Origin of the sequence: Solimonas variicoloris DSM 15731 (genome assembly GCF_000382285.1) — a bacterium.
Classification (GTDB): domain Bacteria; phylum Pseudomonadota; class Gammaproteobacteria; order Nevskiales; family Nevskiaceae; genus Solimonas; species Solimonas variicoloris.
The window spans coordinates 1-21,672 of the sequence record NZ_KB907956.1; the positions used below are offsets into that span (position 1 = coordinate 1).

18 protein-coding genes, 2 tRNA genes and 2 pseudogenes are annotated in these 21,672 nt (G+C 67.6%); 8 read left to right on the forward strand and 14 right to left on the reverse strand.

Annotated elements, in window-relative coordinates; translation table 11 throughout:
• Positions 1-253: integrase core domain-containing protein (locus H149_RS21690; protein ID WP_020650134.1), on the forward strand; the 253-nt coding region annotated here is incomplete at its 5' end.
• A gap of 17 nt (positions 254-270) precedes the next feature.
• Here H149_RS21690 and H149_RS21695 read toward each other — a convergent pair.
• A pseudogene (locus tag H149_RS21695) lies at positions 271-1,064 on the reverse strand (IS3 family transposase); the annotation flags it as partial.
• 70 nt (positions 1,065-1,134) lie between these two features.
• Between H149_RS21695 and H149_RS21700 the strand changes: the two are divergent.
• Both H149_RS21700 and istB read left to right on the forward strand, forming a co-directional pair.
• Positions 1,135-1,935, forward strand: a pseudogene (locus H149_RS21700) (Mu transposase domain-containing protein); the annotation flags it as partial.
• Positions 1,925-2,701: an IS21-like element helper ATPase IstB gene (gene istB, locus H149_RS0118370; protein WP_020651233.1), complete on the forward strand. Its 777-nt coding sequence runs from the start codon at positions 1,925-1,927 to the stop codon at positions 2,699-2,701. The pseudogene H149_RS21700 and the gene istB, both read left to right, overlap by 11 nt.
• A 264-nt stretch (positions 2,702-2,965) precedes the next feature.
• Here istB and H149_RS0118375 read toward each other — a convergent pair.
• From H149_RS0118375 to H149_RS0118395, 5 genes are all read right to left on the reverse strand, one after another.
• Positions 2,966-3,042 (reverse strand) — tRNA-Met (locus tag H149_RS0118375).
• A complete protein-coding gene (locus tag H149_RS22460) occupies positions 3,033-4,277 on the reverse strand; it encodes an SAM-dependent methyltransferase (protein ID WP_051101905.1) in 1,245 nt (414 codons plus the stop codon). Before H149_RS22460 ends, H149_RS0118375 begins: the two co-directional genes overlap by 10 nt.
• Positions 4,278-4,429: 152 nt before the next feature.
• On the reverse strand, positions 4,430-5,725 hold the full coding sequence (locus H149_RS0118385; protein WP_020651234.1) for a TolC family protein: 1,296 nt from the start codon (positions 5,723-5,725) through the stop codon (positions 4,430-4,432).
• A gap of 50 nt (positions 5,726-5,775) precedes the next feature.
• The gene (trxC, locus tag H149_RS0118390; RefSeq protein WP_020651235.1) at positions 5,776-6,213 is read right to left on the reverse strand and encodes a thioredoxin TrxC; all 438 of its coding nucleotides are present in this window, start codon (positions 6,211-6,213) and stop codon (positions 5,776-5,778) included.
• 18 nt (positions 6,214-6,231) lie between these two features.
• Positions 6,232-7,506 (reverse strand): NAD(P)/FAD-dependent oxidoreductase, encoded by a 1,275-nt coding sequence (locus H149_RS0118395; RefSeq protein ID WP_020651236.1) that lies wholly within the window; start codon positions 7,504-7,506, stop codon positions 6,232-6,234.
• A gap of 201 nt (positions 7,507-7,707) precedes the next feature.
• Between H149_RS0118395 and H149_RS0118400 the strand changes: the two genes are divergently transcribed.
• From H149_RS0118400 to H149_RS0118415, 4 genes are all read left to right on the forward strand, one after another.
• A complete protein-coding gene (locus H149_RS0118400) occupies positions 7,708-7,992 on the forward strand; it encodes an ArsR/SmtB family transcription factor (protein WP_020651237.1) in 285 nt (94 codons plus the stop codon).
• A 65-nt stretch (positions 7,993-8,057) separates the two neighbouring features.
• Positions 8,058-8,288 (forward strand): YgaP family membrane protein, encoded by a 231-nt coding sequence (locus H149_RS0118405; protein WP_039749484.1) that lies wholly within the window; start codon positions 8,058-8,060, stop codon positions 8,286-8,288.
• A gap of 11 nt (positions 8,289-8,299) precedes the next feature.
• Positions 8,300-9,382 (forward strand): efflux RND transporter periplasmic adaptor subunit, encoded by a 1,083-nt coding sequence (locus tag H149_RS0118410; RefSeq protein WP_020651239.1) that lies wholly within the window; start codon positions 8,300-8,302, stop codon positions 9,380-9,382.
• On the forward strand, positions 9,379-12,615 hold the full coding sequence (locus H149_RS0118415) for an efflux RND transporter permease subunit (RefSeq protein WP_020651240.1): 3,237 nt from the start codon (positions 9,379-9,381) through the stop codon (positions 12,613-12,615). Before H149_RS0118410 ends, H149_RS0118415 begins: the two co-directional genes overlap by 4 nt.
• 80 nt (positions 12,616-12,695) lie before the next feature.
• Here the strand turns inward: H149_RS0118415 and ychF are convergent, their stop codons facing one another.
• The 8 genes from ychF to H149_RS0118455 all read right to left on the reverse strand — a co-directional run bounded on the left by ychF (position 12,696) and on the right by H149_RS0118455 (position 19,881).
• A complete protein-coding gene (ychF, locus tag H149_RS0118420; RefSeq protein WP_020651241.1) occupies positions 12,696-13,790 on the reverse strand; it encodes a redox-regulated ATPase YchF in 1,095 nt (364 codons plus the stop codon).
• Between the two features lie 50 nt (positions 13,791-13,840).
• Positions 13,841-14,425: an aminoacyl-tRNA hydrolase gene (gene pth, locus H149_RS0118425; protein WP_020651242.1), complete on the reverse strand. Its 585-nt coding sequence runs from the start codon at positions 14,423-14,425 to the stop codon at positions 13,841-13,843.
• A 132-nt stretch (positions 14,426-14,557) separates the two neighbouring features.
• Positions 14,558-15,217: a 50S ribosomal protein L25/general stress protein Ctc gene (locus H149_RS21710; RefSeq protein WP_039749486.1), complete on the reverse strand. Its 660-nt coding sequence runs from the start codon at positions 15,215-15,217 to the stop codon at positions 14,558-14,560.
• Between the two features lie 164 nt (positions 15,218-15,381).
• Positions 15,382-16,335, reverse strand: a complete 954-nt coding sequence (locus H149_RS0118435; RefSeq protein ID WP_026353310.1) for a ribose-phosphate diphosphokinase — start codon at positions 16,333-16,335, stop codon at positions 15,382-15,384.
• Between the two features lie 220 nt (positions 16,336-16,555).
• Positions 16,556-16,630, reverse strand: a tRNA-Gln gene (locus H149_RS0118440).
• A 93-nt stretch (positions 16,631-16,723) separates the two neighbouring features.
• Positions 16,724-17,593, reverse strand: coding sequence for a 4-(cytidine 5'-diphospho)-2-C-methyl-D-erythritol kinase (gene ispE, locus H149_RS0118445; protein ID WP_020651245.1), 870 nt, complete (start codon positions 17,591-17,593; stop codon positions 16,724-16,726).
• Between the two features lie 66 nt (positions 17,594-17,659).
• Entirely contained in the window at positions 17,660-18,274 is a 615-nt protein-coding gene (lolB, locus tag H149_RS21715; RefSeq protein WP_020651246.1) for a lipoprotein insertase outer membrane protein LolB, read from the reverse strand.
• 20 nt (positions 18,275-18,294) lie between these two features.
• Positions 18,295-19,881 carry a tetratricopeptide repeat protein gene (locus H149_RS0118455; RefSeq protein ID WP_169518378.1) on the reverse strand — a complete coding sequence of 529 codons (1,587 nt, stop codon included), beginning with the start codon at positions 19,879-19,881 and terminating at the stop codon, positions 18,295-18,297.
• Between the two features lie 271 nt (positions 19,882-20,152).
• On the opposite strand from H149_RS0118455, the gene hemA reads away from it, so the two are divergent.
• Positions 20,153-21,415 (forward strand): glutamyl-tRNA reductase, encoded by a 1,263-nt coding sequence (gene hemA / locus H149_RS0118460; protein ID WP_020651248.1) that lies wholly within the window; start codon positions 20,153-20,155, stop codon positions 21,413-21,415.
• The last annotated feature ends 257 nt before the right edge of the window (positions 21,416-21,672 follow it).

The following is a 21,672-nucleotide window of genomic DNA, read 5'->3' on the forward strand; positions in this document are numbered from 1 at the left end:
GGCCGGCATGGCGATCCAGTACATCCAGCCCGGAAAGCCCAACCAGAACGCCTACATCGAACGCTTCAACCGCACGCTGCGCAACGAACTGCTGGACCAGCACCTCTTTTCCAGGCTCGACGACGTCCGCGAAGCGGTCTACTGGTGGATGCTGGAATACAACGAGCAAAGACCCCATGACTCGCTCGGCGATCTCACGCCGATCGAGTACGCTCAAGCCGCCAGAAGCTCTGGGTTTGAACTGTCGCCTTGACGGGGAAGCTTACGCTTTGGCTTGCCGCGCCACTCGATCACCTGTTCCAGCGAGCGGATGACACGCGCAGACGGCAGCGACAGATCGACTTCGATCGTCAGTCCCTCGCGGTTGAAGTCGTCCAGCACGTTGAACAGCCGAAAGCTGCGGCCGTCGCTGAGTTGGTCATGCATGAAGTCCATCGACCAGACCTGGTTGATGGCCTCCGGCACCGCCAGTGGCTCGGGGCGCTCTCGCACCAGGCGCTTCCTCGGCTTGATCCGCAGGTTCAATTCCAGCTCCCGATAGATCCGGTAGACCCGCTTGTGGTTCCAACCGAAGCCCTTGACGTTGCGCAGGTGCAGAAAACACAGGCCAAAGCCCCAGTCCCGATAGGCGGTCGTCAACCGCACCAGCCAATCGGCGATCCGGGCATTCTCCTCGCTGGCCTTGGCCTGGTAGCGGTAGCCGGTCTCGCTGAGCCCGAATGTCTGGCAGGCATGCCGGATGCTCGTGCGCCGGCCTTCGACTGCCCATCGGGCCATCTCCCGGCGCTGAGATGGCCTCACCATTTTTTTGACATCGCCTCCTTCAGCAGATCGGCGCTGAGTTGCGCGTCGGCATACATCTTCTTCAAGCGCCGATTTTCGTCCTGAAGCTCCTTGAGCTGGGACATCAGCGACGCATCCATGCCGCCAAACTTGCTGCGCCACTTGTAGAACGTCGCCGAGCTGATGCCGTGCTCGCGGCACAACTCCGGCACGGGCGTGCCGGCTTCCGCCTGCTTCAGGACTGCAATGATCTGGCTGTCGGTGAATCGGGACTTCTTCATGGAACCTCCTCGGGAAAGACTACGAGAAAATTCCACTTCTGACGTCAGCTAATCAGCGGGGGGATTACCGGAGAAAGGCCAGATCGAGAAGAACGTGCGCGATGCCCGGCATCGACTCTGGGGCGATGCGCCGTCCTTTGCCTCGCTGGATGCCCTCAATACCTGGCTGGAGCAGCGTTGCCGGGCGCTGTGGCAGACACTGCCGCATCCCGAGCAACCGACGCGCACTCTCGCCGAGGTGTTGGAAGACGAGCAGCCCGATTTGATGCTGGTGGCGGCGCCGTTTGATGGTTTCATCGAGCAAACCAAGCGCGTCACGCCGACCTGCCTCGTGCATGTCGACCGTAACCGTTACAGCGTACCGGCCAGCTTCGCCAATCGACCGATCAGTGTGCGCCTGTACCACGATCGCGTGGTGATAGTCGCCGAAGGCAACGTCGTCGCCGAGCATGTACGACACCTGCGCCGCGCCCACGACGGCGGCCGCACGATCTTCGACTGGCACCATTACCTCGGTGCCGTGCAGCGCAAGCCCGGCGCGCTGCGCAACGGTGCGCCGTTCAAAACCATGCCGGACGGGTTTCGTGCACTGCAGAGCATCCTGCTGCAGCGGTCCGGCGGCGATCGGGAGATGGTGGAGATTCTGTCGCTGGTGCTGCAGTACGACGAGCAGGCCGTGCTGGCTGCCGTCGAGCTGGCGCTGGAAGCTGGCGTGGCCTCGAAGGCGCACATCCTCAATCTGCTCAGCCGCCTTCTGGGCGAAGTGCCGCCAGCGCCACTGGATGCGCCGCCGTCGTTACAACTGAAAGTCGAACCGCGCGCCGACGTCGCGCGCTACGACGATCTGCGTGAGGTGAGCCATGTCGCATGAAGCCCTGATCACGACGCTCAAACAACTGCGCCTGCATGGCATGGCGCAGACCCTGCAGGAGCTGGCCCAGCAAGGCGGGCCGCGTTATCACGAAGCACTGCCGCTGATGGATCTGCTGCTCAAGGCCGAAGTCGCCGAACGCGATGTCCGCTCAATCACCTACCAGCTCAAGTGCGCGCGCTTCCCGCATTACCGCGATCTCAGCAACTTCGACTTCGCCCAGTCCGCCGTCGACGAAGCCCTGCTGCGCCAGCTGCATCGCGGCGACTTCATGGCCGAGCGCCATAACCTGGTGTTTGTCGGCGGGCCCGGCACCGGCAAAACGCATCTGGCCACGGCGCTCGGCGTACAGGCGATCCGCCATCAGCGCCGCCATGTGCGCTTTTTCTCGACGATCGAATTGGTCAATGCGCTGGAGCAGGAGAAGGCGGCGGGAAAACAGGGACTGCTGGCCAATCGTCTGGCCCACGTCGATCTCGTCATCCTCGACGAACTGGGCTATGTGCCGTTTTCACAAGCCGGCGGCACGCTGCTGTTTCATCTGATCGGCAAGCTTTACGAGCATACCAGCCTCGCCATTACCACCAATCTGAGCTTCGCCGAATGGCCCAGCGTCTTCGGCGACGCCAAGATGACGACCGCCTTGCTCGACCGCCTCACGCATCGCTGCCACATCCTCGAAACCGGCAACGACAGCTATCGATACCGCCACCATCAGGACATCAAGAAGGAGCGCCACCACCGCCCCGTCACAGCCGCCAACTAAGCTAAGCTGAACAACATCCAGGGCGGCTCACTTTTCAGTGCAAATCCCGGCTCAGGTTTCGGTGCAAATCAACAATGGGCGGCTGGCGTTCGCATGAGATGGTGCTGAGGTATTCGCACCTGTCTGCGGGGCATTTGTTGGCCCACGCAGAGCGCATTGCGCGTCCGATGTTGGAGGCAAAAGCGCTGTAGCGGAGAAGTGGTACAAATTTGGTACAGTCGAGCGACTGACTAAAATTTGCCCACTGTAACTCGTTGAAAAATATGGTGGTGATGAGTGGAATCGAACCACCGACCTCAGCATTATGAGTGCCGCGCTCTAACCGTCTGAGCTACATCACCACGGTGGGCCGCGCATTGTAGGGAAAAGCGCTTGCCGCGTCGAGACTTCCTTGGCCTTTATCGTACAGGTAATCCCGAGTCAGCGGCAGGCGGTCCAGTTTGCGTGTCATCTGCAGGTGAAAGACGCAGAGATTGCCCCAGCGGAACGACGCTTCGCAAGCGACCAAATAGAACTCCCAGAGGCGGCAGAAGCGCTCGCCGAGTCGTTCGGTGAAGTACGTGCGCTGGGCTTGGAAGCGGCGGTTCCATTCACGCAGGGTGAGGGCGTAGTGAAGGCGCCATGTTTCGCAGTCGGTGACAAGAAGACCCGTCGGCTCGATCGCCGCGAATACTTCCGACGCGGCCGGGATGTAGCCGCCCGGGAAGATGTATTTGCGAATCCAGGGATTCCCGGCTCCGGGCGGTGTCATGCGGCCGATCGTGTGCAGCAGCGCGGTGCCATCGCTCTCGAGCAGCTCGTGCACGCGTCCGAAGAAAGTGGGGTACTGTGGGCGGCCGACATGCTCGAACATGCCGACGCTGACGACGGCATCGAAGCGGCCATCGACTTCGCGATAGTCCTGGAGTCGCAGTTCGATCTGCCGGTCGAGGCCGAGCGCTTCGACGCGTTTCTCGGCGACGGCGAGCTGTTCGCTCGACAGCGTGACGCCGGTGACCGTTACGCCGTGGCGCTGTGCGAGATGGATCGCCAGTCCACCCCAGCCGCAGCCGATGTCGAGCACGCGCATGCCGGGCCTGAGATCGAGCTTGCGCGCGATCAGCTCGCATTTGGCCTGCTGTGCCTCTTCGAGCGTCATCTCGGGCTGGGCGAAGTAGGCGCAGGAATAGAACATCCCCTCGTCGAGAAAGCGCCGATACAGGTCGGCGTCGAGGTTGTAGTGGTGTTCGACGTTATGGCGCGAAGCCAGTGGGTTGTTGAGCTCGAGCAGCTGCGCGAGGAGGCTCCGGAAGCGGCGGCCCTTCATGCGGTGTTCGAGTTCCTCCTCGAACTTGACCCCGACTTCGAGGACGCGCAGCAAGTCGCCGTCGGCCGCTTCCCAGCCGTGATCCATGAAGGTCTCGCCGAACTTGAGCGCCGGGCGCATCAGAATCTCGCGCAGTACGTGTGCGTCGCGTAGCTGTACTTGTGCGTGTGGCGTGCCGTGCCCGAGCGTGCAGACGCTGCCGTCAGGCGTGATGAACTCGAGCGTGCCGCCGTCGAAGCCTCGGCCAAGCAGATCGAGCAGGGCTTGCATGGACATCATCGTGCCTCCGAACGTTGCGATCCGGTTTAGCGCTTGGGTCCTGCTGGAACCTTGAACGAGCGTCTGCCGCTGACGCCCGCGGCCCGATCATACAAAAAAGCGGCACGGCCGGCGCCCGGTGCCGGCCGTGCCGCGGCGGGGCTTCAACGCTGGAAGGACGCGATGTACTGTTCGTCGCCGATGCCGCGCAGCACGGCGGCAGCCGACCACGCGGCGACGGCCTGGGCGCGGGCGGTGGCCAGCCGGGCGGTAGCGTCCTGCAGATCGCGCTCGTTGTGCAGAACGTCTTCCAGAGATTTCAGGCCGACACGCTGCAACTCGCTCTGCGTGTGGACGACGTCCTCTCGGTACTCCACTTCCTGCTGCAGGGCCTCGGCGTCGGCCATGGCACTGTCGTAGCTGGCGCGCAGGCTGTTCAGCTGGCGCTCGGCTTCGCGGGCCACGGCAAGGCGTTCCTGCGCGGCGACTTCGGCCTGAGCGCTGGCGGCGCGCGCCTGGCGCACGGCGGCGGCGTCGAGCGGAATGCTGAGGCGGGCGCCAACGCTCCAGGTGTCCGGTTCGGCGCGCGCGCCGCCGTCATACCGGCCGTCGAAATGCGTGTAGTCGGCGACCGCGCTCAGCGATGGCCACAGGCGGCGCCACGCTTCGCGCGCCTGCGCTTCGGCGGCGGCCCCGTGCGCGTCGGCGCTGCGCTCCGGTAGCGTCGCCTCGCGCGTCAGTGGCCAAGTCGGGATCGGCGTGTCGGCATCGCGAATCGTGCCCTCATGTCCGCTCGCCTCCTTCAGCGCGGCTTCGGCGGCACCGACTGCGGCCTGCAGTCTCGCTTCGTCGGCCCGCAGCCGGGCGAGCTCGCTTTCGATGAGGTGCTGGTCGAGCTGCGAGGACTGCTGAATTTCGACCTCCCGGCGCACCCGCTCCGCGGTCAGGGCAAGGCGCTCGTGCTGCACACGCAGCGCGCCAAGGCGGCGCTGCAGCGCCTGAAGCTCGACATAAGCGCTGGTGGCCTGGTGCAGTTTGAGCAGCGAGGTCTGGCGCTCGGCGAGCTCGGCGACGGCGAGATCCTGCTTGGCGCGAGAGCGTGCCGCTGCGACCGCGCCGAACACGTCGATCGGCAGCATGTAGCTGACCCCATAGCGGTACTGATCGCGCGCGAACGGCGGACTGGCGAGCGATGCCGACGTCAGTACGCCAGTGAAGCGTGCCTCGTCGTAGCGTTGCACATCGGCGTAGGCGCCGCCGCCGCCGAAATAGCGCGAGGTTTGCGCGGCCAGCGCTTCGCGCGCGGCCAAGGTGTCCTGTGCGCGCGCTTCGATACTCGGATGCGTCAGCGTCTGCTGCAGCAGTTCGCCGAGTTCCGACGCATGCGCGACCGGCAGGCCGGCGAGCGCCAGCGCCAGCGCCGCCGCGAGGCGGGTGCGCAGGCCAAGTCCGGCTGACAAGGAGGGCGTGTCAGCATGGGCCTCGTGTCGCGTGCTCTGCATCGGCGGCCTCATTGCGCGTGCTGGCGGATCCAAGCCAGCAGTTGCGGCAACGGGAGCGCGCCCGATTGTCGTGCGACCTCGCGGCCGCCGCGGAAGATCGCCAGCGTCGGAATGCTGCGAATGCCGAAGTTCGACGCCAAGCCGGGCTCACGTTCCGTGTTGAGCTTGGCCAGGCGGACCGCCGGCTCGAGCTGGGCGGCGGCGGCGCCGAAGGCCGGCGCCATGGCGCGGCAGGGTCCGCACCACGGCGCCCAGAAGTCGACGACCACCGGTACGTCGCTGCGACCCACGTGCGTGGCGAAGCTGCGCTGATCGAGTTCGACCGGATGCCCGTCGAACAGCGATTGATGGCACTGCCCGCAGCTCGGGCTCTCGCCGAGACGTGTGCCGGGCAGGCGGTTGACGGCGTGGCAGTGCGGACAGACGACGTGAACGGTGTCGCTCATGGCGATGATGGCTCCGAGTCAGGACGGTCGCTTGAGGCGCAGGATGCCCAGCGCGCTCAGCACGTACTTCTCGTATATGGGCTCGGTGTCGCCGGTTTTCATCTTGCGGATGAAGTACTTTTCGAACGCGATCTTGGCCAGGTGCACCCACTTGCCGCGCTTGGCCCAGGTCACGTTGCGCGGCGGGATCTGCGGCAGTGCGACGAAGGCGACGCCGTTGTCGCCCATGTCGGCGAGGCAGATCGCGTTCCACGTCGCCTTATGGTCCGCCGCTTCGCCACGCAGATCGGCGGCAATGTTGTGCACGATGGCCGTAACCATCGACTCGATCATGTAGCCGGTCTTCGGCGCGCCGGTCGGCACCGGGGTGACCTCGACCGGCGGGATGGCGACGCAGACGCCGGCCGAGAAGATGTTGCGGTACTTGGTGCTGCGCTGGTACTCGTCGATCAGCACGAAGCCGCGCGGATTGCACAGGCCCGGCACCGAGGCGACCACGTCGACGCCCTTGAAGGCCGGAATGAACATCGTGAAGCGCGACGGCAGCTCATGCGTGCGCAACTCTTCGCCGCGCTCGTTGTGTTCGATGGCGGTGACCGAACTATCGGTGACTGCCGCCACCTTGGCGTTGGTGATCCACTTGATGTGGCGCTGCCGCAGCTCCGACTCGAGCAGGCCCTTGGAATCGCCGACACCGCCGAGGCCCATGTGGCCGATGTACGGCTCGCTGGTGACCAGCGTCATCGGTACGCGGTCGCGCAGCTTGCGCTTGCGCAGGTCGGCGTCGACGATCAGCGCGAACTCGTAGGCCGGTCCGAAACAGCTCGCGCCCTGCACGGCGCCGATCACGATCGGCCCGGGGTTCTTGAGAAAGGCCTGATAGGCCTCCGCGGCATGCAGTGCATGCGGCGTCGTGCACACCGACTGGCTGTGCTGCTCGGGGCCGAGCCCCGGCACCTCTTCGAACGCCAGACGCGGCCCGGTGGTGATGACCAGATAGTCGTAGCTCAGTGCCGTGCCGTCGGCCAGCGTCAGGCGATTGACTTCGGGTTCGAGCTTGGTCGCCGCGCTGGCGATGAAGCGGATGCCGCGCCGCTCGACGTTCGGTCGGATCGGCACCTGCACCTGCTCCGGCGTGCGCCAGCCGACGGTCACCCAGGGATTGCTGGGCGTGAACTGGAAATGCTCGTTCGGATTGACGAGCGTGACCTCGTGCTCGCCGAGCGTTTTTTTGAGGTCGTAGGCGGCGGGCATGCCGCCGACGCCGGCACCGAGAACCACGATATGCGCCATGTTTCTTCTCCTGCAAAGCCCGCGCGTTGACGGCGTGGACTCCAGCCTGTTTCAAGAGAGCCGGCGCCGCCTTGATCTGAATCAGCGGCGACGGCTTGCCTGACGTAGCTTGAGGCATTATATTAGAAATGTCTAATTTATATAATTCTAAATGAAGCGGACGCACCGATGAACGCGGTAACAGAAGAAGCAGCAGCACAAATGGCGACTCACGCCGAAGAGGCGGCGCAGCTGCTGCGCGCGCTCGCCAGTCCGCATCGCCTGCAGGTGCTGTGCGCGCTCGCCGGCGGCGAGCACTCGGTCGGCGAGCTCAACACGCGCGTCGGGCTGTCGCAATCGGCACTTTCGCAGCATCTCGCGCGTCTGCGCGATGAAGGCTTGGTCAGCACGCGCCGCGAAGGCCAGACCATCTACTACGCGCTCGCCGATGGGCCGGCGCTGGCCGTGATCGAGGCTCTGCACGGCGTCTACTGCGGCAGGGATTGACCGATATCAGTGTGCGCGGCATGGCCGCACCGCAATCTGCAAGAAAGCTGTCAGGAGGAATTGCGATGAAAACGAGTATTGACCGCATGGTGTTTCGCGTCGCCGGCATTTTCGTGCTGGCGGGCACAGTGCTGGCGTACCTGCACTCGCCGTACTGGCTGTGGCTGACCGGCTTCGTTGGCGCCAACATGCTGCAGGCTTCGTTCACCGGCTTCTGCCCGCTGGCGAAGATCCTGGCCGCGCTGGGCGTGCCGGAAGGCGCTGCGTTCCGCTGCGCGCCGAAGTCCTCCCACTGAGCTCGCCCGACATGACCAAGGCGTCGCTGCGCCCCGGCCTGTGGCTGGCCGTCAGTCTCGCGTTGACGGCCTGTTCCGACCGGCAGACTTCCGCTCCTGCGGCCGGAGCGCCTGCCGGTGCCGCGCTGGCGACGATCGCGCTCGCGCCCGCGCAGGCCGCGCAGGAGCTGCGCTTTGACGGCGTCGTCGAGGCCGAGCGCCAGGCGACGATCGCCGCGCAGACAGCCGGCCGCGTCGTCGCGCTGCCGTTCGATGTCGGCGACCGCGTCCGGCAGGGCGATGTGCTCGTGCGCCTGACGGCGACCGAGCAGCACGCGCAGGCCGGCAGCGCCGCCGCGGCGCTGGCCGAGGCCGAAGCACGCGCGAGCGAAGCGGCGCTGCAATACGAGCGCATCCGCGATCTGTTCGAGCGCAAGCTGGTTGCCAAGGCGCAATACGACCGCGCCAGAGCCGATGCCGAGGCTGCGCGCGCGCGGGTCGAAGCCGCCCGCGGTCAGCTGGCGCAGGCGCGCGAACAGGCCGATTACACGGCGGTGCGTGCGCCGTACGATGGCATCGTCGTGCGCCGCGAGGTCGAGCTGGGCGAGGCGGTCGGCGTCGGCCGTCCGCTGATCACGGTGCTGGCGCCCGATGCGCTGCGCGTCGCCGCCGACATCCCGCAGCAGGCGATCGCCGCGCTGCGCAGCGCCAGCGCGGTGCGCGTGATTCTTGCCGACGGCTCTGCGCTGACTGCCGGTGCGCTGCGTATTCCGCCGAGCGCCAACGAAACGACGCGCAGCTACCGCGTGCTCGCCGCGCTGCCGGGCCAGACGCTGGCGCCGGGCACGCTGGTGAAATTCGCCTTCGCCGGCGGCGAACGCGAACAGTTGGCCGTGCCGCAATCGGCGCTGGTGCGCCGCGCCGAGCTCGACGCGGTTTACGTGGTCGACGCGCAGCAGCGGGTCGGCCTGCGCTATGTGCGCATCGGTGAGGCCGGCGCCGACGGTCGCGTGCCGGTCTATGCCGGCCTGGCGGCAGGCGAGCGTGTCGCCGCCGACCCGATCGCGGCGGCCGCGGCTTACCAGCAGCAACTGGCTCCGGAACACGGCTCATGACGCCCGGCGAAGATCGGCGCCTCGGCATATCGGGCAGCGTCTCGCGACGTTTCCTGACGACTGAAATCACGCCGCTGCTGGCGCTCGCCGGCTTGCTGCTCGGCCTGTTCGCGGTGATCGTCACGCCGCGTGAGGAAGAGCCGCAGATCAACGTGACCTTCGCCAACGTCTTCATCGCCTTTCCGGGCGCATCGGCGAAGGAGGTCGAGTCGCTGGTGACTGGTCCGGCCGAGCAGATTGTTGCCGAGATCGAAGGCGTCGAGCACATCTACTCGGCGTCGCAGCCGGGCATGGCCCTGCTGACCGTGCGCTATCGCGTCGGCGAGCCGCGCACCGACGCGATCGTGCGGCTCTACAACGCCTTCTACCAGCACGCCGACCGCCTGCCGCAAGGCGCGGGCGTGATGCCGCCGCTGATCCAGCCGAAGGGCATCGATGACGTGCCGATCTTCGCGGCGACGCTATGGAGCGACGATCCGGCCGTCGACAATGACGCGCTGCTGCGCGTCGCGCGCTCGCTGGAGAACGAGCTGCAGCGCGAGCCCGGCGCGCGCAACGTGACGACGATCGGCGGTCCGGATCGCGTCGTGCGCATCGCGCTCGATCCGCAGCGGCTCGCTGCCTACGACCTGGCGATCGACGATTTGCAGAAGGCGCTGGCCGTCGCCAACAGCAGCCTCGAAGCTGGCAGTCTGGTGCGCGACAATCGCGAGACCCTGCTGCAGGCCGGGACCTTCCTGGCGACGCCGGAAGACGTGGCCTCGGTCGTGGTCGGCGTCAAGAACGGCGCGCCGGTCTTCCTGCGCGACGTCGCCGAGGTGCATGCCGGTGCCGACTGGCCGGCACGCTATGCGAAGTTCGGCGGCGGTCCGGCGCGCGACGCCGCAACCACTGCCGCGCGTGTGCCGGCGCTGACGCTGACCGTCAGCAAGAAGCCGGGCGAAAACGCGGTCGATGTCGCCGCCGCGCTCGAAGCGCGGCTCGCCGCGCTGCGCGGCATCGTCATTCCCGACGCCGTGCATGTCAGCGTGACGCGCAATTACGGTGTCACCGCGCAGGACAAGGCGCAGACGCTGATCAAGAAGCTGATCTTCGCGACCGCCTCGGTGATCGTCCTGGTGTTGTTCGCACTCGGTCGCCGCGAGGCGATCGTGGTCGGCGCTGCGGTCATCGCGACGCTGGCGATCACGCTGTTTGCGTCCTGGGCATGGGGCTTCACGCTGAATCGCGTGTCGCTGTTCGCGCTGATTTTCTCGATCGGCATCCTCGTCGACGACGCCATCGTCGTCGTCGAGAACATTCACCGGCACATGACGCTCGGCCACAAATCGCTGACCGACGCGATTCCGGCGGCGGTCGACGAGGTTGGCGGGCCGACCATTCTGGCGACCTTCACCGTCATCGCCGCGCTTTTGCCGATGGCCTTCGTCAGCGGCCTGATGGGGCCGTACATGCGGCCGATCCCGATCAACGCGTCGACCGGCATGCTGATCTCGCTGGCGGTGGCCTTCGTCTTCACGCCCTGGCTTTACCGGCGCCTGTTCCTGAAGACGGCGCACGCACACGCGCCGGGCGAGGATCGCACCGCGCAGCGCCTGCGTGCGTTCTTCACGCGCGTGATGACACCGTTCCTGCGCGGCCGCGACGGCCGCGGCCAGCGCGTGCGACTGCTGCTCGTGCTGCTGCTGCTGATCACGGCTTCAGTGTCGCTGGTCGGCTTCAAGGCGGTGATCCTCAAGATGCTGCCGTTCGACAACAAGAGCGAGTTCCAGGTCCTCGTCGACATGCCGGAAGGCACGCCGCTCGAACAGACCACGCGCGTGCTCGACGCGCTCGCCGACTACGTGCAGACGATTCCCGAGGTCACCGACTACCAGATCTACGCCGGCGCCGCCGCGCCGATCAACTTCAACGGTCTGGTCCGCCAGTACTACCTGCGCAGCGCGTCCTACCAGGGTGATATCCAGGTCAACCTGCTCGACAAGCATCTGCGGCACCGCAAGTCGCACGAGATCGCGCTGGCGGCGCGCGCGCCGCTGGCGGCGATCGGCAAGGAGTTCGGCGCGACCGTCAGCATCGTCGAAGTGCCGCCGGGTCCGCCGGTGCAGGCGCCGCTGGTCGCCGAAATCTACGGGCTCGACTACGCGCGCCAGCAGGACGTCGCGCGCCAGGTGCGCGCCGTGTTCGCGGCGACGCCGGATGTGGTCGACATCGACGATTCGATCGTCGCGCCGCAAGCGAAGCTGGTCGCGCAGGTTGATCGCGTGCGCGCGGCGCAGCTCGGCATCGGCCAGCAGCAGGTGACGGCGGCGATCGCGGCGGCGGTCGGCGGCCGCGACCTGTCGTGGCTGCACGACGAGCAGGCGCGTGTCGCTGTGCCCTTGCGCCTGCAGCTGCCGCCGGCCGAGCGCGCCGATCCGGATGTGCTCGGCGCGCTGCGCCTGCGTGCGGCGAGCGGCGCGCTGGTGCCCTTGTCGGAGTTCGTGCAGCTGCGGCCGAGCACGCGCGAGCCGACGATCCTGCGCAAGGATCTGATGCCGGTCGTTTACGTGACCGGCGACGTCGCCGGCCACACCGACAGCCCGCTGTACGGGCTGCGCACGATCGCCGCCGAGCTCGGCAAGATGCCGATCGACGGTGCGCCGATCGAACAGCTGCTGACGCAGCAGCCGGACAATCCGGCCCACTGGAGCCTGAAGTGGGACGGCGAGTGGCAGGTCACCTACGAGACCTTTCGCGACATGGGCATCGCGTACTCGGTTGGCCTCGTGCTGATCTACCTGCTGGTGGTGGCGCAGTTCCGTTCGTACACGCTGCCGCTGATCATCATGGCGCCGATCCCGATGACGATCGCCGGCATCATGCCGGGTCACGCGCTGCTCGGGCAGCAGTTCACGGCTCCGTCGATGATCGGCATGATCGCGCTGGCCGGCATCATCGTGCGCAATTCGATCCTGCTCGTCGACTTCATCGAACAGGAAGTGCGCGAAGGGAAACCCTTGCAGCAGGCGACGATCGAAGCCGCTGCGATCCGCGCGCGGCCGATCGCGCTGACCGCGGTGGCGGCGATGGCGGGCGGCTTCTTCATCATCGACGACCCGATCTTCGGCGGCCTCGCCGTGTCGCTGATCTTCGGTCTGCTGGTGTCGACGGTACTGACGCTGCTGGTCATCCCGGTGGTCTACTACGCCTATCACTACCGCAAAGCCGAGGTCGCGCCGGCGCAGCCGTAACGCGCGCGTCGACAAAAAAGGCGCGGCATCGGTCGTCCGATGCCGCGCCTTTGTCGTTTGCGCGCCGCGCGTTTGCGGCGTTAGACGTTGAAGCGGAAGTGCATGACGTCGCCTTCCTGGACGAGGTACTCCTTGCCTTCGAGGCGCCACTTGCCGGCTTCCTTGGCGCCGGCTTCGCCCTTGTACTGGATGAAATCCTCGTACGCGATCACTTCGGCGCGGATGAAGCCCTTCTCGAAGTCCGTGTGGATCACGCCGGCCGCCTGCGGGGCGGTGGCGCCGACCTTGACCGTCCACGCGCGCACTTCCTGCACGCCGGCGGTGAAGTAGGTCTGCAGGCCGAGCAGCGAGTACGCCGCGCGGATCACGCGGTTGAGGCCAGGCTCGGAAAGGCCGAGGTCCTTGAGGAATTCCACCTTGTCGGCCTCGTCGAGCTGGGCGATCTCGGCTTCGATCGCGGCGCACACGGCGACCACCTGTGCGCCTTCCTTGGCGGCGTATTCCTGCACGCGGGTCAGATACGCGTTGCCGTTCTTCAGGCCCGCCTCGTCGACGTTGGCGATGTAGAGCGCCGGCTTGGCGGTGATCAGGTGCAGGTCGCGCAGCTGCAGCTTGTCATCGGCGTCGAGTGCGAGCGAGCGTACCGGTGCGCCGCTGTCGAGGTGCGCCTGCACGCGCTTGAGCACGTCGAGCCGGGCCAGCGCTTCCTTGTTGCCGGATTTCGCGGTCTTGGCGACGCGCTCGGCGGCCTTGCTGACGCTGTCGAGGTCGGCGAGCGCAAGCTCGGTGTTGATGACCTCGATGTCACGGATCGGGTCGGGACTGCCGGCCACGTGAATGACGTCCGGATCGTCGAAGCAGCGGGTGACGTGAGCGATGGCGTCGGTCTCGCGGATGTGGCCGAGGAACTGGTTGCCCAGACCTTCGCCCTTCGAGGCGCCGGCGACGAGGCCGGCGATGTCGACGAACTCGACCGCCGCCGGCAGCACGCGCTGCGGCTTGACGATCTCCGACAGGGCGTCGAGGCGCGGGTCCGGCACGCCGACGATGCCGACGTTCGGTTCGATCGTGCAGAACGGATAGTTCTCCGCCGCGATCTGCGCCTTGGTCAGCGCGTTGAAGAGCGTCGACTTGCCGACGTTCGGCAGCCCGACGATGCCACATTTGATGCCCATAAAAGTCCTTCAGTCCTCAAGTTTTCTCTCGCCGCCAGCGACGAGAGGTGTTACTTCCTGGCCGTATGCAGCTCCGTCAGCGCGCGTTCCCAGCCGCGCGACAGCCAGGTCTCGACCGCGGCGGCAGCGCCGATCAGCGCGTCGTGGATCGCGTCGTCGTCGGCGCGGCTTGGCCGGCCGAGCACGTAGTTCAGCACCAGGCTCTTGTCGCCCGGATGGCCGATGCCGATGCGCAGGCGCAGATAGCTCTCGCCGAGCACCTTGTGGATGTCGCGCAGGCCGTTGTGTCCGCCATGGCCGCCGCCGGCCTTCAGGCGCACCGTGCCGGCCGGCAGGTCGAGCTCGTCGTGGGCGACCAGGATCGACGCCGGTGCCAGTTTGTAGAACTGGGCGAGCGCCTGTACCGCCTGGCCGCTGCGGTTCATGTAGGTGCCCGGCTTGAGCAGCAGCACGTCGTGCCCGGCGAGCTTGATGCGCGCGAGCTGACCGTGGAACTTCGACTCGGCGCGGAACGGCGTGCGCGCCGCGTCGGCCAGCTGGTCGACGAACCAGAAACCGGCGTTGTGCCGGGTTCGTTCGTATTCGGCGCCCGGATTGCCGAGGCCGACGATGGCGTGAAGGTCGGAGGCGGACATGCCCTCGCTCGCATGAGACCGTTCAAAGAAAAACCGCCCGTCCGGCCGGACGAGCGGTTGGTGCTTCGAGAAGTAGGGCGGCTGTAGCGCGCTGCGCGCCTCGCGGACGCCGGATCCGCGCTACCTGACGCGCTACTTCTTCTTCTCGTCCTTCTTGGCCGCTTCGGCAGCCGGCGCTTCGGCAGCCGCCGCTGCGGGCGCTTCTTCCTCGAACGCCGAGCGCGGCAGATGGATCGTGACGATCGACTGGTCGTTGCCGTGCTTGAGCTGCACCAGCGCGACGCCTTCCGGCAGCGTCAGCTGCGAGAGGTGGATCGACTCGTTGACGTTCAGGTTCGACAGATCGACCTCGAAGAACTCGGGCAGCAGCGCCGGCAGGCACTCGACTTCGACCTGGTTGAGCTGGTGCTCGACGATGCCGCCGCCGGTCTTGACGCCCGGCGCGATGTCGGCGCCCTTGAAGTGCAGCGGCACATGCATGCGCAGCGGCTTGTCGGCGAGCACGCGCTGGAAGTCGGCATGGATCGCATAGCCGCTGACCGGGTGGCGCTGCAGGTCCTTGAGCACGACCTGGTGGCTGTCGGCGCCGATCTTCAGCGTCAGCAGGTGCGAGTAGAACGCCTCGATCTTCAGGTGCTTGAACATCTCGTTGCCGGACACGGCGATCGAGATCGGCGCATCGGCGCCACCGTAGACGATGGCCGGCACCTTGCCCTCGCGACGCAGGCGGCGGCTCGCACCCTTGCCCTGATCGTTGCGCGGCTCGGCATTCACAACAAAGTTTTCTTTCATGGGGAACTCCGAAAAAACAATAGGCTGCCGCCCGCGACCAGGCGGCAGGGGCGCGGATTGTACAGAAAGCGGGGAAAAAATGCCCGGCTCGCCGCCGGTCTGGCGGGCCGCTCCGGCACCCGGCCGCTTCGCACGGGGACGAAGCGGCCGGCGCCGGGCGCGTCTTAGTCGACGTACAGCGAGCTGACCGATTCCTCGGCAGAGATGCGGCGGATCGTTTCGGCGAGCAGGCCGCCGATCGACAGCTGGCGGATCTTCGGGCAGGCCTGTGCGGCCGGCGTCAGCGGAATGGTGTCGGTGACGACCATTTCATCGAGCGCGGAGTTGCTGATGTTGGTGATCGCCGGGCCGGACAGCACCGCGTGCGTGACGTAGGCGACGACCTTGATCGCGCCTTCTTCCTTCAGTGCGGCGGCGGCCTTGCACAGCGTGCCGGCGGTATCGACGAGGTCGTCGACGACCACGCAGGTCTTGCCCTCGACGTCGCCGATGATGTTCATCACGCGCGACTCGTTCGGCTTCGGGCGGCGCTTGTCGATGATCGCCAGTTCGGCGTCGTCGAGGCGCTTGGCGACCGCGCGGGCGCGGACCACGCCGCCGACGTCCGGCGCGACGACGATCAGGTTCTCGTACTTGCGGCGCCAGATCTCGCCGAGCAGCACCGGGCTGGCGTAGACGTTGTCGACCGGGATGTCGAAGAAGCCCTGGATCTGGTCGGCATGCAGGTCGACCGTCAGCACGCGGTCGGCGCCGCATTCACCGATCATGTCGGCGACCACCTTGGCCGAGATCGGCACGCGCGCGCTGCGCGGGCGGCGGTCCTGGCGGGCGTAGCCGAAGTAGGGGATGACGGCCGTGACGCGGCTCGCCGACGAGCGCTTCAGCGCATCGAGCAGCATCAGCAGCTCCATGACGTTGTCGTTGGTCGGCGCGCAGGTCGGCTGCACGACGAAAACGTCCTTGCCACGCACGTTTTCCAGGATCTCGATCTGGATCTCGCCGTCGGAGAACTTGCCGACCATCGCCTGCCCGAGCGAGGTCTTCAGATACCCGGCGATGTCCTGAGAGAGCTTCGGGTTTGCGTTGCCCGAGAAGAGCATCAGCTTGGATTCGGCCATGCGTGCGCCTGCGATCGTTCCCGTGGTGCTGCGGATCATTGAAGCGGTGTCGAAAAAACGAAAAGCTTCGCAACCGGGCCGGCGACGGCGCGATCCGGCCCGAACGGGCGCGGTACGCGGCCTGCGCCGATTTGGCGGCGAAGCGGGAGAGCGCGCGGAAGCGATGTCAGCCCGGTGGCCAGGTTCAACATCGGTTTCTGCTGCGGCCTCATGACGTATCTGGCTGGGGCGGATGGACTCGAACCACCGAATGGCGGGATCAAAACCCGCTGCCTTACCACTTGGCGACGCCCCAGTGAAAACCCGATGCCGGGGTCCGGCGTTCGGAAGGCGCGCATTATATCGGATGCGTGCCGGCCGGCGGTCGCGGATTTCAGCGCGGTCGTCGTCACGAGCGGGCGACGGCGTCGAGCAGCGGCGAACGGTTGCGCCCGCGTGCGACGATCGTGCGCCAGCCAGCCGGCGCGCTGGCCGCGACCGCCTCGGCGCGTTCGCGCGTGTCGAAGGCCGCGAACACCGCGGCGCCGGTGCCCGACATCTGCGCCGGAGCCTGCGTGCGCAGCCAGGCCAGCGCCTGCGCGACCAGCGGATAGCGCGCGGCGGTGACGGCTTCGCAGTCGTTGCCGGCGCCGCCGGCGCGGTAGTCGGCCAGGTCGATGCGCGGATGCGCGCGCGGCAGCTCGGGTGCCGAGAAGATCTCGGCGGTGCCGACGTTGACCGGCGGAACCACGATCAGGAACCAGGGCTCGTCGACGATGACCGGCGTCAGGCGCTCGCCGACGCCCTCGGCCCAGGCGGCGATGCCACGCACGAAGACCGGCACGTCGGCGCCGAGCGACAGGCCGATCTGCGCCAGTTCGTCGGCCGGCAGGCCGAGATTCCACAGGCGATTGAGCGCGACCAGCGTGGTCGCCGCGTCGCTGGAGCCGCCGCCGAGGCCGGCGCCCATCGGAATGCGCTTCTCGACGCGGATCTCGGCACCGAGATTGGCGCCGGAGGCCTGGCGGATCGCGCGCGCGGCGCGCAGCACGAGGTCGTCGGCTTCGCTCAAGCCTTCCGGGCCGCCGCTGCGCACGAAGGTACCGTCGCCGCGCGGCGTGACGTAAAGGCTGTCGCCGAAATCGACGAACTGGAACAGCGTCTGCAGCTCGTGATAGCCGTCGGCGCGGCGGCCGGTGACATGCAGGAACAGGTTCAGCTTCGCCGGCGCGGGCCAGGGGAACGTTGCGGTGAAGGAGCCTTGCGAAGTGTTTTGCATAAGGGGGGATCGCCGCATCGACGCAGACGGCGCGCCGATGTTCGGTGGAGTGGGGGAATGCGGGTATCAGGAGCCGGCGGCCGGCGGGTGAGTGTCCCAGCGGTCGACGATCAGCTTCAGGGTGATCGCGGAGCTGCTCGCCTCGAAGCGGCGCGGCAAGGCGATGCCTTCGACATCTTGATATTCCGTATAGCGGAAAGTCCAGCCGCCCTGCTGCAGTTCGGCGAGCCGGCCGTCGGCGTCGAACAGCGGCTGGGCCGGCGTCTCCGGCGACGGCAGGCCGCGTGCCCACCAGCGCAGGCCGCGCACCGGAAACGTCCAGCCGGCGCGCTGCAGCAGCCAGGCTTCGGGGGCGGCGGTGTATTCGACGCCGTCCTTGGTGCGGATCTCGACTTCGCGTTCGGTGCCGCTGATCGAGATGGCGCCGGCGCCGAACGGGCCGGCGAGGCGCACGTCGAAACGGCCGTCGTCGAACTGGCGCCAGCGCAGATCGGCCTTGACGCCGACGCCGCCGCCGGAGGCGGCGCGCCCGAGCAGGCTGAACGATTCGATCGCCGCGACGTCCGCATAGTGCTGGCGCCACTTCGCCACTGCCGCCGTCTGGTCGGCGAGCGGCGGTGGCAGGCTCGCGCAGCCGCCGAGCAGCAGCGCAGCGCTGAGCAGGGCGAGGGTTTTTCTCACGGCAGCGGAGGCGGCGCCGACTACTTCGTCAGGCGCTGCACGGTTTCCTTCAGCATCGGGTGCTCAGGGTTGTCGCGCAGGGCCTTGTCCCAGACGCTGCGCGCCTCGTCCTTGCGGCCGAGCGTCCACAGCACCTCGCCGAGATGGGCGGCGACTTCGGGGTCGGGGAACTCGGCGAAGGCGCGCTTCAGCAGCTGGCTGGCGAGTTCGGTGTTGCCGCGCTTGAATTCGATCCAGCCCATGCTGTCGATGATCGCGGCATCGTTGGGATCGAGCGTCAGCGCGCGGCCGACCAGGTCGTGCGCCTCGTCGAGGCGCCGGGTGTGCACCGCCAGCATGTAGCCGAGCGCATTCAGCGAGCGGGCATCGTCCGGGTCGGCGGCCAGCGCCGCGCGCAGATCCTTCTCGGCGGCGTCGATCTTGCCGACACGCTCGTAGACCAGCGAGCGGCTGTAGAGCAGATCGACGTTGTCGGGTGCGTCCTGCACGGCGCCGTCGAGCATCGTCAGCGCATCGTCGTAGCGCTGCGCGTTGAGCAGCAGCTCCGATTCGGCCAGCGTGAAGCGTGTCGCGAACTGCGGGAAACGATCACGCAGCTGCGCCAGCAGGCGGCGCGCGTCGTCGATGCGGCCCATCTGGGCGAGCACGCCGCTCTGGCGCGTCGCGGCGTCGAGCGACTGCGCGCCGTGCTGCACGCGGCCGTAGTAGTCGAGCGCGCCGGCGTAGTCGCCGCGGCTCTCGTGCAGGCGGCCGAGCTGCAGGGCCGCGTCCTCGCCGCGATCGCCGTCGAGCAGCGCGGTGAAATAGCGCTCGGCGGTGTCGGCGTCCTGATCGTTGGCGGCCATGACGCCGAGCGCGAACATCGCGTCGGGCTGGTTCGGCGTGCGGGCCAGGATCTTCTGCAGCTGCGTGCGCGCCGGTTCGCGCTGGTTCGATTCGAGCAGCAGCTTGGCGTAGGCCAGGCGCAGCTCGTCGGCCTTCTCTTCCTTCTTGACCAGCGCGTCGATGGCGGCGTCGGCCTCGTCGATCTTGCCGCGCTTGACCAGCACGCCGACGCGCAGCAGCTTTTCGTCGCGGCTCTTCGGCGCGAGTGCGAGCGCCTGCAGCGAGGCGCTTTCGGCGATGTCGAGCTGGTTGAAGCGCAGCGCCACCAGCGCCACGGCGTGTGCGGCGCCGGCGTTCTTCGGGTAGCGTCCAGCCAGCTCGCGGATCACCGACAGCGCGGCGTCGCCCTGCGCCATGTCGGCCTGCGAGAGAATGCCGGCGGCGATGCGGAAGCCCTCGTCGATGCCGCCGGCGTGGCCTTCGATGATCGCCTGGCACTGCTGGCTCGCCGTGGTCAGGTCACCATGCGAAAGGGCGACACGGGCGATCACCTCGCGGGCGTCCATCGCGTTCGGTTCGAGCTGCAGCCAGCGCTGCGCGGCCGCCAGCGCCAGGTCCTCGTCGCGGCCGGCGAGCGCCAGGCCGGTCGCGCGCTGGGCGAGGCTGGCGTCGTCGACGGCCTGCAGCGCGGCGAGGAACTCGCGGGCGGCGATCAGCGGCTGGTGGCGCGCCGCCGCCATCTCGCCCGCCATCACGTGGAACTGCGCTTCGGCATCGGACATCGGCGCGCCGCGCTCGACCTCGGCCGCCGGTGCGGCGGAGGGCGCCGGGTCGGCGGCGTGGACAGCGCCGGCCACGAGCAGCAGGCCGAGGGCAGGGCAGCAAGGCAACAGGCGAAAGCGCATGGGGAACCGGGCACGCAGGGGATGTGGCTGTAGACCATTATGCGCATCCCGCAGTTCCACGTCGCCCCGCCGCGACCGCCCGGCGCCGGCCGGTCGCGGCGCAGCGCCGGTAGCGTAGAATGTCGCCCGAAATCGCATCCGATAGCCAATGGCCCTCGTCACGCTCGGTCTCAGCCATCATCGCGCGCCCGTCGAGGCGCGCGAACGGCTTGCCTTCACCGAGGCGGATCTCGGCGCGGCGATGACGCGCCTGCGGGCGCTGCCCGACGTCAGCGAAGCGGCGATCCTGTCGACCTGCAACCGCACCGAGATCATGGCCGTCACCGGCCTCGAATCCGAGTCGCTGCTGCTCGAATGGTGGCGGCGCGAGCGGCAGGCGCCGGAGGGCTACATCGAGAAGTTCGCCTACGCGCACCGCGACCTCGGCAGCGTCACGCACAGCCTGCGCGTCGCCGCCGGACTCGACTCGATGATCGTCGGCGAGCCGCAGATCCTCGGCCAGATGAAGCAGTCGTACGCACTCGCCAGCGAGGTCCGCGCCATCGGCCCGGTGCTGTCGCGGCTGTTCCAGCACGCGTTCTCGGTCGCCAAGCTGGTGCGCTCGCAGACCCAGGTCGGCGCGCACCCGGTGTCGGTGGCCTACGCGGCGCTGCAGATGGCGCGGCGCATCTTCACCGATCTCAAGGGCCAGACCGCGCTGCTGATCGGCGCCGGCGAGATGATCCAGCTGGTGGCCAAGCACCTGCACCAGCACGACGTCGGCCGCATCGTCGTCGCCAATCGCTCGCTCGAACGCGCCGAGAAGCTCGCGCGCGAGGTGCACGGCTATGCGATCAGCCTCAACGACGTCGGCAATTACCTGCCCGACGCCGATCTGGTGATTTCGTCGACCGCGGCGCGCGATTTCGTGCTGCCGTACGAGGCGATGGCGCGCGCCGTGCGCTCGCGGCGGCGCAAGCCGGTGTTCATGATCGACCTCGCCGTGCCGCGCGACATCGACCCGAAGATCGCCGGCCTCGAAGACATTTACCTTTACACGATCGACGACCTGCGCGCGGTGATTGCCGAGAACCTCAAGCTGCGCGAGGAAGCGGCGCGCCAGGCCGAGGTGCTGATCGCCACCCAGGCCCGCGAATTCACGCGCTGGCTCGAAGGGCGCGATGCCGGCGGCACGATCCAGCAGCTGCGCGCCCGCGCCCGCGCCAGCCGCGACGAGGTACTGGAAAAGGCCCGGCGCAAGCTCGCCGCCGGCGAGCCGGTCGAGGACGTGCTCGGCTTCGTCGCCGACACGCTCAGCAACAAGATCCTGCACGCCCCGTCGCAAGTGCTGCGCAAGGCGGATGCCGTCGAGCAGTCGCTGCTGCTGAACGCCGCGCGCAAGCTGTTCGAACTGCCGGACGACGAGCCTTAGCGGGCCTCCCGCGTTCCGCGCCGTCGCCGCCGGCGCCTGCGATCAGCGGCCGTGCGTTGCTCCCTTTGTCGCTTCCTTCTCCGATGCATCCGCGCCCGCCGCCCGCGCCCGCGCCCAACGACTGTCACCGATGAAACCGTCCCTGCTGGCCAAGCTCGAACCGATGGCCGAACGCCGCGAAGAGCGCGACGGTGCGGTGGCGGCTTGCCTGGGCTGGGCAAGCCGCCCCGGCGCGCGCCCGCGGCGTGCGTGCTGCG

Coding starts and splice junctions, on each gene's coding strand:
- istB (WP_020651233.1), top strand. CDS start 1,925: ATGTCGCATGAAGCCCTGATCACGACGCTCAAACAACTGCGCCTGCAT.
- H149_RS22460 (WP_051101905.1), bottom strand. CDS start 4,277: ATGCAAGCCCTGCTCGATCTGCTTGGCCGAGGCTTCGACGGCGGCACG.
- trxC (WP_020651235.1), bottom strand. CDS start 6,213: ATGAGCGACACCGTTCACGTCGTCTGTCCGCACTGCCACGCCGTCAAC.
- H149_RS0118395 (WP_020651236.1), bottom strand. CDS start 7,506: ATGGCGCATATCGTGGTTCTCGGTGCCGGCGTCGGCGGCATGCCCGCC.
- H149_RS0118400 (WP_020651237.1), top strand. CDS start 7,708: ATGGCGACTCACGCCGAAGAGGCGGCGCAGCTGCTGCGCGCGCTCGCC.
- H149_RS0118405 (WP_039749484.1), top strand. CDS start 8,058: ATGAAAACGAGTATTGACCGCATGGTGTTTCGCGTCGCCGGCATTTTC.
- H149_RS0118410 (WP_020651239.1), top strand. CDS start 8,300: ATGACCAAGGCGTCGCTGCGCCCCGGCCTGTGGCTGGCCGTCAGTCTC.
- H149_RS0118415 (WP_020651240.1), top strand. CDS start 9,379: ATGACGCCCGGCGAAGATCGGCGCCTCGGCATATCGGGCAGCGTCTCG.
- ychF (WP_020651241.1), bottom strand. CDS start 13,790: ATGGGCATCAAATGTGGCATCGTCGGGCTGCCGAACGTCGGCAAGTCG.
- pth (WP_020651242.1), bottom strand. CDS start 14,425: ATGTCCGCCTCCGACCTTCACGCCATCGTCGGCCTCGGCAATCCGGGC.
- H149_RS21710 (WP_039749486.1), bottom strand. CDS start 15,217: ATGAAAGAAAACTTTGTTGTGAATGCCGAGCCGCGCAACGATCAGGGC.
- H149_RS0118435 (WP_026353310.1), bottom strand. CDS start 16,335: ATGGCCGAATCCAAGCTGATGCTCTTCTCGGGCAACGCAAACCCGAAG.
- ispE (WP_020651245.1), bottom strand. CDS start 17,593: ATGCAAAACACTTCGCAAGGCTCCTTCACCGCAACGTTCCCCTGGCCC.
- H149_RS0118455 (WP_169518378.1), bottom strand. CDS start 19,881: ATGTCCGATGCCGAAGCGCAGTTCCACGTGATGGCGGGCGAGATGGCG.
- hemA (WP_020651248.1), top strand. CDS start 20,153: ATGGCCCTCGTCACGCTCGGTCTCAGCCATCATCGCGCGCCCGTCGAG.